Source organism: Lysinibacillus sp. NPDC096212 (assembly GCF_044763105.1).
Lineage (GTDB): Bacteria > Bacillota > Bacilli > Bacillales_A > Planococcaceae > Lysinibacillus.
Genome location: NZ_JBIWFQ010000004.1, coordinates 128,442 through 144,370 on the forward strand (window position 1 = coordinate 128,442; position 15,929 = coordinate 144,370).

Here is a 15,929-nt window from a genome sequence, read left to right on the forward strand (position 1 = left end):
CCTGGTTGATTGGTTTTACTGATCCTCAATCACAATATAAGTGGCTTTAATTGGTCCATGTACACCAACGATCAAAATCATTTCGATATCTGCCGAATTACTTGGTCCTGTTATAAAGTTAATGCAGGAAGCAATTTGTTCGCCATTTCTAACTTTTTCGCTAATCCAACGAGCCGCTTGTGTCATTCGTGGAACAATGGTACTTTTAGGAATTAAAATAATAGACTTCTCTGGTAAAAAGCTAACTGATCTACCTTTATCCTTATCACTAAAAAGTACAGCAGTTCCTGATTCTGCTAATGTAATTTCACTGATTGTAATGCCAATGTTAGCTTTTTCAGCTTGTCGAATATTTTCCTCTGGTTGCTCAGAATCCCATTCATACAGTTGAATATTTTCTTGAGGCCATTGCTCGGTCATTAATTTTCCTAGGCCATAGTTTTGGAAACGCTCATCTTTCCATGTTATAACAGATTGACCTCCATAATTTCCAATTACTTTTTGTAAATCTGCAGGAAGATTAGCTGTATTTGTAATGACAATATCCGTATGAATATTTTTGCATTGTTCAACTAAAACCTCTAGTAACTCATCTTTTGTCGCTTCATTTAGGACGCGATCTTGAGGGTTATATTGCCATGTAGGTCGTACGATTTCTGTTTTTGGTGTACGTCCAAGCTGTTTCGCAATGTTTGCTAAAAATACATCTCTATTTTCAATAGTACCTGTCATCATTCATCGCCTCCTTTTTGGCGGTGTTTAAACCAGTCACGGAAATTATCTTTATTGGGGGCAGGAAAATCCCTTGCTTCCGTCCATGCTTTTAGTGGGCCTGGGCCTTTAGAAATTTTTTGATCTTTTGTAAATGGAGCCATTGCTGGTGAAGCCATTTTTGTCGCCATTTTATATAGGGCAGGGGAGGAAGCACCTAGACCAAAGGCCTTCATTAGTAACTTTTCCGATACAGGTGCCTTTCCTTCGTTTTCGACAATTACTTGCCGATGTCTATGAATAAGCTGATGTAATGGTATTTTGACAGGACAAGCATCTGTACAGGCGCCACATAATGTGGAGGCATATGGCAACTCTTTAAAATCTTCATAGCCACCTAATAATGGTGAAAGAACGACACCTACTGGCCCAGAATAGATAGAACCATAAGCATGTCCGCCAACATGTCGATAAACAGGGCAAGCGTTAACACAAGCTGCACAGCGAATACATTGTAAAATAGGCTGGAATTCACTGCCTAAAATATCAGAACGTCCATTATCAACAATTACTAAATGGAATTCCTCTGGTCCATCTGTGTCACCTTCATCTTTGATCCCTGTTAATGTGGTAATATAGCTTGTTAGCTTTTGCCCAACTGCGCTTCTTGTTAATAAGCTTACTAGTACTTCCATCTCTTCAAATGTTGGAACAATTCTCTCCATTCCCATTACCGTAATTTGTGTTTTCGGCAAAGCTGTTACTAAATCTGCGTTCCCTTCATTTGTCACGAGCGTAATCGAGCCACTCTCTGCAATAGCAAAGTTACAGCCTGTAATGCCAATGTCTGCTGTTAAATATTCATTTCTTAATTTTTCACGTACATATAGAGCTAGTTCTTCAGGCTTTTCGGTTTTCTCATAACCTTGTTTTTCTTTAAAAACGTCACGAATCTGCTCCTTATTTTTATGCATAGCTGGAGCAATGATATGAGATGGTGGCTCATGATCATCTACTTGCAAAATGTACTCTCCAAGATCTGTTTCAATAACTTCACACCCGAGCTTTTCTAAAGCGGCGTTTAAATCAATTTCCTCCGTCACCATAGATTTTGATTTTACAATTTTAGCAGCATTCTTTTTTTTCGCGATACTTTGAATGTAGTCCGTCGCTTCTTTCGCTGTTTGCGCAAAGTAAACATGTCCACCTCTTTTAGAGACGTTTTCACTTAGCTGATATAAGTAATAATCTAAGTTCTCCAGCACATGCTTTCGAATTTCTTCGCCGTGAGAGCGCCATTCCTCCCAATGTCCGAGCTCATCAGCTTGTTTTAGCCGACGTGTTTGTAAGCGCTCCTGTGCGCTTGACACAGCTCCGCGCATAAACGTATTTTCTAATTCTTTCGTTACACGATGATTAAAGCGTTCATCACTTGTTTTCATGGACATTTCTTTTACCCCCTCTTAGTGACAATTTAATACTTCCGCAATATGCATGACTTTAATAGGCTTACCTTGTCGATTAATTCGACCACCAATATTGATTAAGCAACCTGCATCAGCTCCGATTAAAATGTCTGCACCTGTTTCTTCAACATTTTGTACTTTTTCATTAACCATTTCTCCAGAAATATTGCCCATTTTTACTGAAAATGTTCCGCCAAATCCACAGCATCTTTCTTTTCCTGGGAGTTCTACATACTGTAGTCCTTTAACTTGATTTAATAGTTTAAACGGTGCATCTGTAACTCCGAGTAGACGTGTCATATGACAGGAAGTATGATAAGTAGCCTTGCCCTCTAAATGTGCTCCTACATCCTCGACTTTTAATATATCTACGATAAACTCTGTAAATTCATATGTTTTATCTGCTAATGCTTGCGCTTTTGGCTCCCAAACAGGATCTCCCTTAAACACTTTTGGGTATTCCTTAAACATATAAGCGCAGGAACCAGAAGGGGAGACAACGTATTCGGCATGTTCAAACGCTGTAATCATTTTTTTCATAGCATTTTTAGATTCTTTTACATAGCCACTATTGTAGGCAGGCTGCCCACAGCAAATTTGATTTTCAGGAAAGTCTAGGTCACAACCGAGCCTTTCAAGAACTTCTACTACAGCTTTTCCTACATCACCTTGAAACATATCAACTAAACAAGTCGCAAAAAGTGTTACTTTCATGAGAATCGCTCCTTTTCATCTTTATTACCCGTAATTCAACAGGTCATCTGATGACTTTGTTTTTATATTACTACAATTGTACAGATGAATAAAAGGTGTTTATTATTAATTTTCAAAAAATTCGAAAACTGCCTATAGTAAAAACTAGGCAGCTGCTGTTATTTCATAGATTCAGTTGTTTCAAAATATTGCATTAAGACCTTTTCCACATTACTTAAATGTGAAGCCATAGCATGTTTTGCGAGCTCTTCATTTTGCTGTTTAATCGCGAGGAAGATTTGCATATGTTCATCATACAGCTTTTCGCTCGTAATTTTTTTAGAGTACAACCAAATTCGACGTGTCTCTTTCATCGTTTCAATCATTAAACCTGAAACCTGGTCCAATATAGTTGTAAGTAGGGGGTTTTGAGATGCTGCAGAAATGGCCGCGTGAAATTGAAAATCCACTTTCTCTCCTAGCTCTCCATCTCCTTGTACTCGTTTCATCTCATCCAAAATTTGCAACATGGACTGTATGTCTTCTTCTGTTCGATGAATAGCTGCGCTAGCCGCTGTGCCTACTTCGATAATTTTACGTACTTCTAACAAATTTGAGATATCTTGCTTATTTGTTAAAATGGCAGTAGATAAGGGGAAATCGAGTTGATTGGATTGATTACTTTTAACAAATGTACCTGAGCCTTGTTTAATTTCAATAAGTCCCATTGCTTTTAAAGCGGAAAGAGCTTCTCGGATGGCAGATCTGCTTACTTGTAATTGTTCAGCAAGTTGTTCTACTGAATCAAGTCGGTCACCCGGCTTCAGTTCGCCAGCTCTAATTTTTTCATAGAGGATTTCAGATACTTCCTCATATATTTTTTTCGGTTTAATTTTTCTTAATTCCAAGGACTACACCTCATTTATCTCTATCAATTGCTCTATTGTTTTTTTATTATACATGAAGAAAGTTAATTTACTAACTAATAACAGTAAATTAAAAAGGGTACTACAACTCTGAAATAAGCGGTAGGTAACGGCTTTACAACAGCCCACCATAGCTCTGTTCTAGTGCCTTTTGGATATGCTTAGAAGGACATAACTTGAATTGCAGAATTATGGTGAATTTTGTTGACAGATAATATAAGGGGGCGCATAATGCAAAAGTACATTAGCAAATATACTTTGATTTAATAAGGTCTGAAAATTAAATAAGTATGATAATATGATGGAACTTCACTTTTTTAACACCTTTTTGCCATGAAACGTTCACAAACAAGAAGGGCGCAATTTACAGTGATTTTTGGTACGATGGAGACAGTAACTGTAAGGAGCGAGTGAGAAAATATGGGAACTGATATTAACGTATTTTTAGCTTTAGGTGCAGGGTTTTTAAGTTTTATTTCACCTTGTACTCTACCGCTGTATCCGGCATTTTTATCATACATAACAGGTATGTCATTAGATGAGCTAAAATCGGAACGAGGTATGATGCAAAAACGTGCAATTTTGCACACCCTGTTCTTTTTACTAGGATTTTCAATCATCTTTATTTTGATTGGTCTAAGTGCATCATTAGCAGCCGAGTTCTTCCTTAATTATAAAACATTATTACGTCAGGTTGGAGCCATTTTAATCGTTGTATTTGGATTAATGATTGTGGGATTACTGCAAATTGACTTTTTAATGAAGGACCGAAAATTCCAATTTAAAAACCGACCATCGGGTTATTTGGGATCGGTATTAATCGGAATAGCCTTTGCGGCTGGTTGGACGCCTTGTACAGGTCCAATTTTAGCATCGATTATTGCATTAGCAAGTGCAAATCCAACAGCAGGATTTAGCTATATGTTAGCTTATTATTTAGGTTTTGCGATTCCGTTCTTCGTGTTATCTTTCTTTATAGCACGTATGACTTGGATTCGTACACACAGCCAAAAAATCGTGAAAATCGGCGGTTATATTATGATTGTCGTTGGTGTATTGTTATTCTTTGACGGATTATCGTATTTAACACGCATTTTACAGCCTATTTTTGGTGGATTTACAGGCTTCTAATCTGCTAAACTAAAGAGGCAATACCGTACTTTAACGTGGAGGGAGATGAACATGTGCCTACAGTTTTAGTAGTGGATGATACGCTTTTTATGCGTGTTGCAATAAGTAATATGTTTACTGAATGGGGTTATGAGGTAGTCGGCAAGGCAGTGAATGGTAAAGAAGCTGTGGCGATGTATCGTGAGTTACAACCAGATCTAGTAACGATGGATGTAACAATGCCCGTTATGACAGGTATAGCAGCAGTAAAAGAAATCATCCCTGAATTTCCAGATGCAAAAATAATTATGATTACAGCTTTAGGACAACAAAAGTTAGTCGTGGAAGCAATTGAAAGTGGTGCAAAGGATTTTATGACAAAGCCTTTCGAGCCAGAAAGATTAAAAGCTGTAGTTGATCAATTACTTGGACAAAATTGTTAATGACATTAGAGGAGGAAATTTTATGTTTGACAATATCCCTTCTCAATATTATGTAATAGGTTCAACCATAATGGCCATTTTTATGGGTACCTTTGTCATGGTTATTCGTATGCGTGCATCTAAGAAACCGACAAATGAGAAGAAAATTATCATTCCACCTATTGCGATGTCTTCAGGTGCGTTAATGTTTTTATTCGAACAATTTCGAGTGCCACCCATGCAAATCCTTGAAGCGGCAGCAGTCGGCATGGTGTTCTCAACAATCTTAATTGCCACTTCTAAATTTGAAGTAAAAGGTCAAGATATTTATTTAAAACGTTCAAAAGCATTCGTTTTTATATTAATCGGACTGTTAGTATTCCGTGTAATTGCAAAAATGATATTAAGTAGCTCCATCGACGTTGGTGAATTAGCAGGAATGTTTTGGATTTTAGCGTTCGCTATGTTACTTCCTTGGCGAATCGCAATGCTTGTTCAATTTATTAAAATCAAAAAAACAGTTCCGCTAAAGAATATTTAATAGGAAGACTACACTAGAGAATTTATCTAGTGTAGTCTTTTTTTGCGCGTAGTTTGGCTGATGGATAGAGCGGTCCGAGCGATAGAGAGGCTTGGCAAAGTGAAGGATAGAAATCAGAGCGACGGATAGGATTGCCGGAACGACGGATAGAAAGACAGAAACGACGGAAAGAAGAGTCAAAGTGACGGATAGAAATTTGAGCGACGGATGGAGTTGCTGGAGCGACGGAAAGAATCGACCAAGCGACGGAAAGAAGAGTCAAAGTGACGGATAGAAATTAGAGCGACGGATAGGATTGCCGGAACGACGGAAAGAAAGACAGAAACGACGGAAAGAAGAGTCAAAGTGACGGATAGAAATTAGAGCGACGGATGGAGTTGCCGGAGCGACGGAAAGAATCGACCAAAGGACGGAAAGAAGAGTCAAAGTGACGGATAGAAATTAGAACGACGGATAAAGTTGCCGGAACGACGGATAGAAAGACAGAAACGACGGAAAGAAGAGTCAAAGTGACGGATAGAAATTAGAGCGACGGATGGAGTTGCTGGAGCGACGGAAAGAATCGACCAAGCGACGGAAAGAAGAGTCAAAGTGACGGATAGAAATTAGAGCGACGGATAGGATTGCCGAAGTGACGGAAAGAGTCGTCCAAGCGACGGAAAGAAGAGTCAAAGTGGTGGATAGAAATCAGAGCGACGGAAAGAAGAGCCAAAGCGACGGAAAGAAAGACAAAAGCGACGGAAAGAAAGACAAAAGCGACGGAAAGAATCGACCAAGCGACGGAAAGAAGAGTCGAAGTGGCGGATAGAAATTAGAACGACGGATAGGATTGCCGGAACGACGGAAAGAAAGACAGAAACGACTGAAAGAAGAATCAAAGTGACGGATAGAAATTAGAACGACGGATAGGATTGCCAAATTGACGGATAGGATTGCCGGAACGACGGAAAGAAAGACAGAAACGACGGAAAGAAGAGTGAAAGTGACGGATAGAAATTAGAACGATGGATAAAGTTGCCGGAACGACGGAAAGAATCGACCAAACGACGGAAAGAAGAGTGAAAGTGACGGATAGAAATTTGAGCGACGGATAGAGTTGCCGGAACGACGGATAGAGTTGCCGGAACGACGGATGGAGTTGCTGGAGCGACGGAAAGAATCGACCAAGCGACGGAAAGAAGAGTCAAAGTGACGGATAGAAATTTGAGCGACGGAAAGAAAGACAAAAGCGACGGAAAGAAATCAGAGCAACTGATGAATGTGCGAGAAAATGAATATCAAAGACATTTGGAAAAATAGTATATGAATTTTGACGATTGACACACACTACACCATTGTAGTATGTTTTAATTACTACAATGGTGTAGTAATTAAAGTGAAGGGAATGACAGAGGTGGTTAATAATAAATTGTCCGAAACAGAAGAGGAATTGATGGACTTTATATGGAAACAAAATCGTAAGTTTACATCTACAGAATTATTAGATTTCTTTAATCGAGAGAAAGGGAAGCAGTGGAAGTCTCAAACCATTTCTACCTTTTTGACAAGATTGGTTGACAAGGGATTGCTGGATGTAAAAAGGGAAGGTAGATCAAATGTGTATATCCCTCTTCTTTCGCTAAAAGAGTATAAAAAGAAAGAAGCGCAAGGCCTATTAGATAAGTTGTATCAAGGTTCAGTAAAGAACTTTTTAGCAACGCTCTATGACGAAAAGGTTCCATCTGACGAGTTGAATGAACTAAAAAAATGGTTTTCTGATAAGTAGGTGTGATGATGAATGAGTGGTTAAGAATCTTGGTGACATTGTCGGTCGCTGGAAGTATCGTTCTATCACTTTCCTTTTTGATCACGTATGTGACAAAAGAGTTACTCACTGCAAAATGGAACTATTTGAGTAGAAAACTGTCTCTTTTCTTTTTTCTAGTTCCAATCTTTGTTTTCCCTGAATTACTTATCATTTTTAGGAAAACAAATAATGATATCGCTTTGGGGAATCAGACTGTAGCACTTAAAAATACATTAACTGTATCATTAACTGCTGTCCAAGTTTTATTTGCCATTTGGATTGTAGGAGTAATCGGTAAAAGTGTTTGGTCTTTCTATTCGTATCAAAGATTCAACAAGCAAATAAAAGTATCAAGTTTTTTAGTTCCAAAAGAAAGTGAAGTACACCAACTTCTTACTAAAAATATGGATCGTATGAATTGCTCGTCTGATATAGAGATTTTGTATAACAAGTGTAATATAAGTCCCATTCTAATCGGGATTTTAAAACCGACTATTGTGTTGCCGATGTATAAGATTCCAAATGATGAATTAGAGATGGTTATTAAACACGAATTGATTCATTTTAAGAAAAAAGATTTATGGATAAGAAGGTTTATGCTAATTGCAACGATTATCCATTGGTATAATCCATTAATTTATTTATTAAAAAAAGAAGTACTTATGTGGAGTGAGCTTTCTTGTGATGAAGATGTTGTTATGAAAATGTCTCATGTAGAGAGGAAAAAATATGGAGAAACAATTTTGAATATGATTGAACGATCAAATGAGCAATCTAATTCATATATCTATGGCACCACTTTTTCAACTGAACAAATGAATTTAAAAAGGAGATTGATGAAAATGTTAAAAGTTAAAAAAATGAGTAAGCCTGTTATAGCCTTATCCACTGTTGCATTATTAGCACTTGCAAGTATTGGCGTAGGAGGAGCTACATTAGCCCAAAAAAATACACCATCTATTTCAGGAGAAATTATTCAAGAAGAAAACAAAGTTGCAACATTAGTTTCTTCAAATGGAGAAAAAGAGGAATCAAAGAGAGGATTTTCCGAGTTGATTTCAGTCAAAATGTCTGATGAATCCAAGTTTACAAAAGATGAGTGGCAAAAAGTTCTCAAGCAAATTGAAAAAGGTGAAGTTCATTTAGAAGAATAATAAAAGAATCCTGTACTTTTATAATACGGGATTCTTTGCGCATGTACGTTTTTAAATTCACATTTCCCTGGCAAAGCGAATGATAGAGCAGTCAAGTATATCGCTGAAACGGCTTTTATTGAACTGTAGGAAATTTTTCTAAAAACGCTGCACATATCATTGTGCAGCGTACCATTAATCAAACAAATGTTCATATGGAGCGATGTCAATTTGCATTTCATCTAATTTTTTGCGTAAAAATTTATGGTCGCGCTTAGGTGTTGCTTGGATATAGCCACGAATAATCAAATCATGGTTTATGGCAGGTGCCTTTTCTTCTAAAGCAAGCTCGCCAATTTTTCCTGCTATTTTTTCCTTAGCTACTTGTCTAAATAGCTCAGGTACAGGACTTACAAGTTCATATAAAAGCTCCTTCTCAGGTTGTCCCCATAAATGAATGGTTTTATCTAAATAATACTCTTGCCAATCTAAATCAGATTTACCGTCCTGCTTCGGTAATGCCTTTAAAAATTTGCGGAACATGAAAAATCCGCCTATCCCCATAAATGAAATGAGTACAACTACCCAAAATAGGATAAACCATAAAAACCAACCAGTTAACAAATCGTTCACCTCTTTGCCTTCTCTTACTCTATTATAAAAGCTTGCAGAAAAAAATCCATCCTAAATGTCCCTTTTTTAGCAATAAGTCAGTATATATTGTGTAAAGGAGGTGACGCTCATGGCAAAAGTCAATTTCGTAGGTGCTACACTACGCTTAAAGTATGTCGCTGGACACAATGCACAAAACGAGCCCATGTTTACAATTAAAACGTACCGCAATTTAAACGGCTCGCATTCAGCAGAGGATTTAGTAGAGGTAGCAAAGGCTATTGCAAGTCTATCTTCACACGCACTAGATAGCATTGTAAAACAAGAAACAACAGATTTATCCTAAGGGGGGAAAGCTATGACACAAGTTTTAGAGCTGCAATTTGAGACAGCAGCAGGGAAAACGACAACGATAACGATTGATGCGCCGAAGCCAAATGTAACAGCGGAGGAAATTCAACAGGTCATGCAAACGATCATCGCTAAAAATGTTTTTGATGGACAAGCTAGTGCTCTGGTTGCAATGACTGGGGCTCGCATCGTTGATCGACAAGTAAGAGAATTTGAATTAGAGATCGAATAGTCACAAAATGGTCTTTGCAGAATTTCCTGCAAGGACCATTTTCGACAATAATGGTTTTAATAAGCTTAGTGTGAAGGAGGGGTCAACATGGAACAGTGGTTAAACATGATATCAGATATCGGTTTTCCTATCTTAGTGTCGTTTTATTTACTGCACCGAGTAGAAGTTAAATTAGATGCAATCCATGATGCACTGGTTTCCTTAAAGTGAAATCGATTTCACAAAGATGTACGAAAGCTGTCACTTGAGTGTCCTTGCCAATATTTACATCGTACGATAGGATGAGGATAGTGTAAGTAGGGAGCGTGTTAAAGATGAGAAATAAAATAATTGGGCTTGTTCTACTTTTTGCATTAGCTGCAGTGCTCAGTGCGTGTGGAAATACAAAATTTAAAGCAGATTATAGCTTGGAGTTACCAGATTTTGAACATGTAGATCAACGCGGAGAAAAAGTTTCTTTAGATAGTTTAAAAGGGAAACCATGGATTGGTATGTATATTTTTACAAATTGTACATCGATTTGCCCACCAATGACCTTTAATATGACGCAAGTTCAAGAAAAGCTGAAGAAAAAAGGTGTGGAAGATTATAATATTGTTGCGTTTTCAATTGATCCTGATGTAGATAAGCCAGAAATATTAGCTAATTATTTAGGCAAATATAATGTTCCAGATGAATCAAAATGGAATCTACTTACTGGATATTCACAAAAATATATCGAACAGTTCGCAGTCAAATCAACTAAAATATGGGTGAAAGATGATCCTAACACCGACCAAGTGGTACACGGAAATCAATTTTTCTTAGTTGATAAAGATGGCAAAATCGTAAAAATGTATTCTGGGTTTGCAGATAATGCCGAGGATGTCCCTATTGACACAATTGCATCAGATATAGAAACATATATTGATGAAAATTTATAATGGATAGAAGGAAACCGTCTCAATATTATGAAGAGACGGTTTTTTTTGTGGTTCAAATTTAATCTTTTATAACTTTAGCCTCGTTTATAGTGTAGAAGGAGGGAGAGATTTTGTCTGATACAGAATATTTAGAGCAACTAATGGAACTACATACAGAGCATTTATTTCGAATCGCTTACTACTATTCGAAAGATCTACAAATAGCTGAGGATATTGTTCAAGATGTTTTTATTAAATTTTATCATCATCAAAAGCATTATGAAGAAAGAGGAGAGATGCGGGCTTACTTAGCACGTATGACCATAAATAAAAGTAAGGATTATTTAAAAAGCTGGGCATATCGGAAAATTTCAGTTCAATCCAAGCTTTTCCCTAAGCAAAAATCCGTTCTAAAAGACACGCTTATTCAACAGGATGAACAAACGATTTTAGATGAAGCCATTTTGAAATTACCGTTAAAGCAACGAGAACCTATTGTGTATTTTTATTTAGAAGATATGTCGATTAAAGAAATTGCGAAACTACTCGAAATCCCAGAAGGTACAGTCAAATCACGGCTGAAAAAAGGTAAAGAGCTATTAAAAATTGATCTTCAGGATATCGAATGGGAGGTACTGTTTTAGTGGATAAGCATACATTAAGAGAGTTAAAGGATATATCTGTGCATAAAGAAGCAATTATTCGAAACGTAAAAATAAAAATTAATGAAGAACAATCTTCGCCAAAGAGACATCGTTGGTCCTATCGTATTGTCACATTGACCATTACCTGTTCCGTTTTATTGTTCGTCGCCTTGCAGCTAACAAAATATGATATTTTAAAAATGACAACTGATACTTCGCAAATAGAAGGGAAGGAAGTGTCTAAACAATTAACAGATCTATTTAACACCGAGGTCAAAGGATCTATGGTAACCTATAGTCAGTATTTTCAAACAGCTGATCGTCTCAATGACCGTAAAAACCCAAAATTTTACGAGCCTGTGAAAGGTTTTGAAGCAATGCAAGAGGTAGCCACAGTATTGGGGAATAACGTTCATCCGATTGATCCTAAGAAACTACCTTTTAAGGCCAATATACAGGAAGTTTATGCTGTAACTTCAGAAATGACTAATGGTCGCTTACAAAATCAATTGCAATTTACTTATTTACAAAAAGCATTAAGTGGTAAAGATCAACAATTTGCTATTTTTACAGTCACTAATGTAGATAGTAATCCATTAGCAAATTATGATATTACACATGATATTAGTGATTTTTTAGGCAATACTATTAAGAATGAGGGTTTAATCGGAGAAAGTCCATTATTTCATCCAATCGCTACACCTGGTAGTGGTAGATTGTCTTATTTTTACTATGACTTTGATATAAAAAATAAGAAGGTTCGTCTAACTAGCAATGAAGCCAATGAGCTTTACACTTATTATAACGGTTATGTTTTCCACGTTGGATATCAATTAGAACATTCAGATCAGGAAGATATGCAAAAGAAAATGATTGAGCTTGTAAAAGAATTTATATTGGGTAACGATTTGTAAAGTAATAATTCCCTTCACAATCTTATTAAACTAGTTAAACTTAGATTTAAGGGGGAGACAATGTTTTCAGTAGCCAAGAAAGTTGATATAAAATAATGGGGGCGTTTACGAATGAGTATGGGGCAGACTTATTTAAATGTTATTCAGAAAAGGTTTAAAAGTGTGAAAGAACAAGGCGATAAAACACTCATACAATTGGATCACGAACAACTGCATTGGGCTTTTAACGAAGAATCCAATAGCATTGCCGTTATCGTAAAACATGTTAGTGGTAATATGATATCGAGATGGACGGACTTTCTAACGACAGATGGCGAGAAAGCAATGAGAAATCGTGACGGTGAATTTACCGATAGCCTTCAGACAAAAGAAGAGGTAATGATGGTATGGGAAAAGGGTTGGCAAGTATTTTTAGACGCTTTACAAGGATTAACGGAAGCTGATTTACAAGGATTTGTAACGATAAGAGGAGAGAGGCATTCAGTGATAGACGCTATCGAAAGACAAATGTCCCACTACTCAGAACATGTCGGTCAAATTGTTTACATCGCTAAGCAACTAAAGGGCTCTGATTGGGAAACATTAAGTATTCCAAAGGGGCAATCTCAGGCTTTTACAGAGTCTATGGTAAAAAAACATCAACAATAAATAAAAAAATCGTAGCATGCATATGCTACGATTTTTTTGGATTTGTCTTCTAAGCAAAATAAAGTTGATACATTGAAGTTTCTTCGTCAATTGATTTTGTGATTTCAAAGGCTTCTTGCTGTGTTCGCTCATTAGCAATAATTTCGTACATAAATCTTATAAGAAACATTAAGTTTGCATTGCCATCTATGTAATCATCCGGTCCTAAATATGAATGGCAACCACTTTTTAAAAACGCAGTTGCTAGCTGTTTTTCACCTAAAGTACAGCCAGAGGCAATAACCTTCACATCTTTTAATTTACTATATTTTAAGACCTCTTGAGGACCGAAAAATTCACCTCGTGGTTCATTTAACTCATAAATATCTGCACCTAGCTCAGGCATGCAAAAACGTCCTTCATCCCCGTGGAAGTTTAAAATTAAATAATCTACTCGATCATCTAAATCTTCTCCAGATAAAACATCAATAAAATCATTTGGTCTTCCTATTAAATGAAGTGTTACTCGAACACCAAATGATTCGAGAACTGAGCGCAATGCAAGTGATTCGATATCACAATTAGAGCCTACTACTAAACTAACATACAAATCTGGCTTACTCATTTCTAATATTCTCCTTTATTTATACTTATGGTAATAGTATATCTAAAATTGTGAATTATAACCAAATTGATGATAAAAGCTCACTGACTATTTTTTTAAAACCGGATAGCCGTAGGAACATTTTGGTTGAGTGACTTGCTATGTGTTCATTTTTGCAATACTAATACTGCGATATAGAATTTAGAGAAGTCAAGACATTTGGTGATGTGTTTTATTTTTGTAAAATTTTTGTGTTAATTTATGATAAAAGACGCATTCCTTATGGGACGATTGGGATATTTAGTCTATACTCAAGATGATTAATGTTAAAAGGGAATAGAGGGAGTCGTATGAGATCAACGGTAGAACGAAAACTGCAATTTTCTTTTGGTATAGTTTTAGTATTTCTATTACTAATTACTAGTATTGCTATGTACTTTTTAAATGATAATAAACAAACACTTGCGGAAATCGAAAAAAAGACGGAATTAATCAACTTGTATAATGATATTTCCTTCCAAACGGTTCGGGCAAACGCTGCCATCCGGGGGTATATGTTATATGGTAAAGAAGACATGCTCAATAATCATCTCGAAATAAGAGATACTTTACATAAATCTATTCATCGTATTGAAGAACTTGGACATAAAAATATGGACTTTGAACAGTTTTTAAAGCAGTTAGAGGAATGGGAAAAACCTATAGATGAACAAATTGTACCGCTTTTTCAAAGTGGTGAAAAACAGCAAGCGCAGGAATTGGCATTACCGATTTTAGGGAAAGGCTCGCTAAAGCTTGTTGAGTTTGGGAAAACGATGGCAACGGCTCAGCAAGACGAAATGCAGGCGCGTGTAGAGGCTACTAAGCAAAAAGGCGACAACAGTGGCAAAGAGATTGCCATACTAGCGATTGTTTCCTTACTTATAAGCATTATTATTGCGACAGTTTTTGGTCGTAGAGTCGCGAAAAATATTCAACAAACTGTAGTAGAAATGGACAAGTTCTCAAATGGCAATTTACAAACGCACCTGCAATTTAAAACAAAAGATGAGTTTGCACAGCTGGCAGCTTCGTTTAATTCGATGTCCGAAAAGCTTAGCAATACTATGAAGCATGTCGCTAATTCATCCGAGCAGGTTGCGGCAACTTCCGAGCAGCTCACAGCGAGTAGTATGGAAGTGACACAGGCAACAGAAGTTGTCTCAGAATCGATTCAAGATATTGCCCATGGTATTGAAGAACAGGATACATTAACAGGTGATGTACGTAACTTATCCTCTCACATTTTGAAAAAAATGAATGACATATCAACGAGTATTGATCATGTGAACGGTGCAACGGTAGAAACTAAAAATATGGCTAGCATAGGACGTTCCTCAGTTCGTAATGTCATTGAACAGATGAATGAAATTGCGGATAATACAGCAGAGCTAAGTACACGTGTTAAAGACTTAGACGAAAATACAGCAGCAATCGTCTCAGCAGTCAATGTTATTAAAAATATTGCTACCCAAACAAATCTATTGGCTATCAACGCCTCTATAGAAGCAGCACGAAGCGGTGAGCATGGCAAGGGCTTTGCCGTAGTAGCAGAAGAGGTACGGAAGCTAGCAGATGAATCGAATTTAGCAGCAGTAGACATTGAAAAGGTTGTTTTGCAAATTACTGAAGATACAAGAATTATCGAGGAAGATATGATCAGTAGTAATGATTCAGTAATGCTTGGCCGTGAAAAGGTAAATGTGGCAAGAGATAATTTTATACAAATTGACGATGCCATTAATGATGTACAAGCTCAAACCGAATCAGTTACAGCGGCTATTCGAACGATCCATCAAGATATTGAAAAACTTGTCAAAGAAATCGATTACATTAGCGAAGTATCAATGCAATCGAGTAGCAATGTTCAAAGTGTTGCAGCATCCTCTGAGGAACAAAATGCAGCGATGGAAGAAGTAGCTGCAGCCTCTACACATTTGGCAAAAATGGCGATTGACTTACAAGAATCAATTCAAGCATTTAAATACTAACAACAGGAGCCCCTATGCATCATAGCTAAAGTATGATACATAGGGGTTTTATGTTTAACTACATAATGAAGAAGTGCAAAAATAGAAGAATTTATGTTAAGAAAATCAAAAAAATGAAAAAGGGGGTTCGGATTTGAGTATTTCGTCCGATAAAAAAAGCATAGGATGAAAATTTAATCGATAGAAGAGGAGGCGATTGTGAACCAGGGAGTGGCATTCTTTTTG

General features: G+C 36.8%; 19 protein-coding genes. 13 read left to right on the top strand and 6 right to left on the bottom strand.

Features of this window, described 5'->3' with window-relative positions; genetic code table 11:
• Nucleotides 1–15 precede the first annotated feature (15 nt).
• The 4 genes from ACIQ7T_RS05550 to ACIQ7T_RS05565 all read right to left on the bottom strand — a co-directional run bounded on the left by ACIQ7T_RS05550 (nucleotide 16) and on the right by ACIQ7T_RS05565 (nucleotide 3,778).
• A complete protein-coding gene (locus tag ACIQ7T_RS05550) occupies nucleotides 16–732 on the bottom strand; it encodes a LutC/YkgG family protein (RefSeq protein WP_402869227.1) in 717 nt (238 codons plus the stop codon).
• Nucleotides 732–2,159, bottom strand: coding sequence for a LutB/LldF family L-lactate oxidation iron-sulfur protein (locus tag ACIQ7T_RS05555; protein ID WP_402869062.1), 1,428 nt, complete (start codon nucleotides 2,157–2,159; stop codon nucleotides 732–734). The genes ACIQ7T_RS05550 and ACIQ7T_RS05555 overlap by 1 nt, the downstream gene beginning before the upstream one ends.
• 15 nt (nucleotides 2,160–2,174) lie before the next feature.
• A complete protein-coding gene (locus tag ACIQ7T_RS05560) occupies nucleotides 2,175–2,891 on the bottom strand; it encodes a (Fe-S)-binding protein (protein WP_402869064.1) in 717 nt (238 codons plus the stop codon).
• A 158-nt stretch (nucleotides 2,892–3,049) separates the two neighbouring features.
• On the bottom strand, nucleotides 3,050–3,778 hold the full coding sequence (locus tag ACIQ7T_RS05565) for a FadR/GntR family transcriptional regulator (RefSeq protein ID WP_370077522.1): 729 nt from the start codon (nucleotides 3,776–3,778) through the stop codon (nucleotides 3,050–3,052).
• A 438-nt stretch (nucleotides 3,779–4,216) separates the two neighbouring features.
• On the opposite strand from ACIQ7T_RS05565, the gene ACIQ7T_RS05570 reads away from it, so the two are divergent.
• The 5 genes from ACIQ7T_RS05570 to ACIQ7T_RS05590 all read left to right on the top strand — a co-directional run bounded on the left by ACIQ7T_RS05570 (nucleotide 4,217) and on the right by ACIQ7T_RS05590 (nucleotide 8,809).
• A complete protein-coding gene (locus tag ACIQ7T_RS05570) occupies nucleotides 4,217–4,927 on the top strand; it encodes a cytochrome c biogenesis CcdA family protein (protein ID WP_370077524.1) in 711 nt (236 codons plus the stop codon).
• Between the two features lie 53 nt (nucleotides 4,928–4,980).
• A complete protein-coding gene (locus ACIQ7T_RS05575) occupies nucleotides 4,981–5,349 on the top strand; it encodes a response regulator (RefSeq protein WP_370077526.1) in 369 nt (122 codons plus the stop codon).
• 22 nt (nucleotides 5,350–5,371) lie between these two features.
• Nucleotides 5,372–5,869: a CcdC family protein gene (locus ACIQ7T_RS05580; RefSeq protein ID WP_370077527.1), complete on the top strand. Its 498-nt coding sequence runs from the start codon at nucleotides 5,372–5,374 to the stop codon at nucleotides 5,867–5,869.
• 1,384 nt (nucleotides 5,870–7,253) lie between these two features.
• Nucleotides 7,254–7,634: a BlaI/MecI/CopY family transcriptional regulator gene (locus tag ACIQ7T_RS05585; protein WP_402869229.1), complete on the top strand. Its 381-nt coding sequence runs from the start codon at nucleotides 7,254–7,256 to the stop codon at nucleotides 7,632–7,634.
• An 8-nt stretch (nucleotides 7,635–7,642) separates the two neighbouring features.
• Complete coding sequence (locus ACIQ7T_RS05590; RefSeq protein ID WP_370077539.1) at nucleotides 7,643–8,809, top strand: M56 family metallopeptidase; 1,167 nt, start codon at nucleotides 7,643–7,645, stop codon at nucleotides 8,807–8,809.
• 174 nt (nucleotides 8,810–8,983) lie between these two features.
• On the opposite strand, the gene ACIQ7T_RS05595 is transcribed toward ACIQ7T_RS05590, so the two are convergent.
• A complete protein-coding gene (locus ACIQ7T_RS05595; protein ID WP_370077682.1) occupies nucleotides 8,984–9,412 on the bottom strand; it encodes a DUF2621 domain-containing protein in 429 nt (142 codons plus the stop codon).
• Nucleotides 9,413–9,530: 118 nt separating this feature from the next.
• On the opposite strand from ACIQ7T_RS05595, the gene ACIQ7T_RS05600 reads away from it, so the two are divergent.
• The 7 genes from ACIQ7T_RS05600 (at nucleotide 9,531) to ACIQ7T_RS05630 (ending at nucleotide 13,091) form a co-directional block, all read left to right on the top strand.
• Nucleotides 9,531–9,746 (top strand): DUF1659 domain-containing protein, encoded by a 216-nt coding sequence (locus ACIQ7T_RS05600; protein WP_370077541.1) that lies wholly within the window; start codon nucleotides 9,531–9,533, stop codon nucleotides 9,744–9,746.
• A 12-nt stretch (nucleotides 9,747–9,758) separates the two neighbouring features.
• Nucleotides 9,759–9,983: a DUF2922 domain-containing protein gene (locus tag ACIQ7T_RS05605; RefSeq protein WP_402869068.1), complete on the top strand. Its 225-nt coding sequence runs from the start codon at nucleotides 9,759–9,761 to the stop codon at nucleotides 9,981–9,983.
• An 87-nt stretch (nucleotides 9,984–10,070) separates the two neighbouring features.
• Nucleotides 10,071–10,193 (top strand): YvrJ family protein, encoded by a 123-nt coding sequence (locus ACIQ7T_RS05610; RefSeq protein ID WP_082337366.1) that lies wholly within the window; start codon nucleotides 10,071–10,073, stop codon nucleotides 10,191–10,193.
• Nucleotides 10,194–10,297: 104 nt separating this feature from the next.
• Entirely contained in the window at nucleotides 10,298–10,906 is a 609-nt protein-coding gene (locus ACIQ7T_RS05615) for an SCO family protein (RefSeq protein ID WP_402869070.1), read from the top strand.
• A gap of 110 nt (nucleotides 10,907–11,016) precedes the next feature.
• Nucleotides 11,017–11,529, top strand: a complete 513-nt coding sequence (locus tag ACIQ7T_RS05620; protein ID WP_370077547.1) for an RNA polymerase sigma factor — start codon at nucleotides 11,017–11,019, stop codon at nucleotides 11,527–11,529.
• A complete protein-coding gene (locus tag ACIQ7T_RS05625) occupies nucleotides 11,529–12,443 on the top strand; it encodes a hypothetical protein (protein WP_402869072.1) in 915 nt (304 codons plus the stop codon). The genes ACIQ7T_RS05620 and ACIQ7T_RS05625 overlap by 1 nt, the downstream gene beginning before the upstream one ends.
• Nucleotides 12,444–12,554: 111 nt before the next feature.
• A complete protein-coding gene (locus ACIQ7T_RS05630; RefSeq protein ID WP_370077551.1) occupies nucleotides 12,555–13,091 on the top strand; it encodes a DUF1572 family protein in 537 nt (178 codons plus the stop codon).
• A gap of 49 nt (nucleotides 13,092–13,140) precedes the next feature.
• Here the strand turns inward: ACIQ7T_RS05630 and ACIQ7T_RS05635 are convergent, their stop codons facing one another.
• Entirely contained in the window at nucleotides 13,141–13,695 is a 555-nt protein-coding gene (locus ACIQ7T_RS05635; RefSeq protein ID WP_370077553.1) for a delta-aminolevulinic acid dehydratase, read from the bottom strand.
• A gap of 329 nt (nucleotides 13,696–14,024) precedes the next feature.
• Between ACIQ7T_RS05635 and ACIQ7T_RS05640 the strand changes: the two genes are divergently transcribed.
• Nucleotides 14,025–15,704: a methyl-accepting chemotaxis protein gene (locus ACIQ7T_RS05640; RefSeq protein ID WP_402869075.1), complete on the top strand. Its 1,680-nt coding sequence runs from the start codon at nucleotides 14,025–14,027 to the stop codon at nucleotides 15,702–15,704.
• Nucleotides 15,705–15,929: the final 225 nt, after the last annotated feature.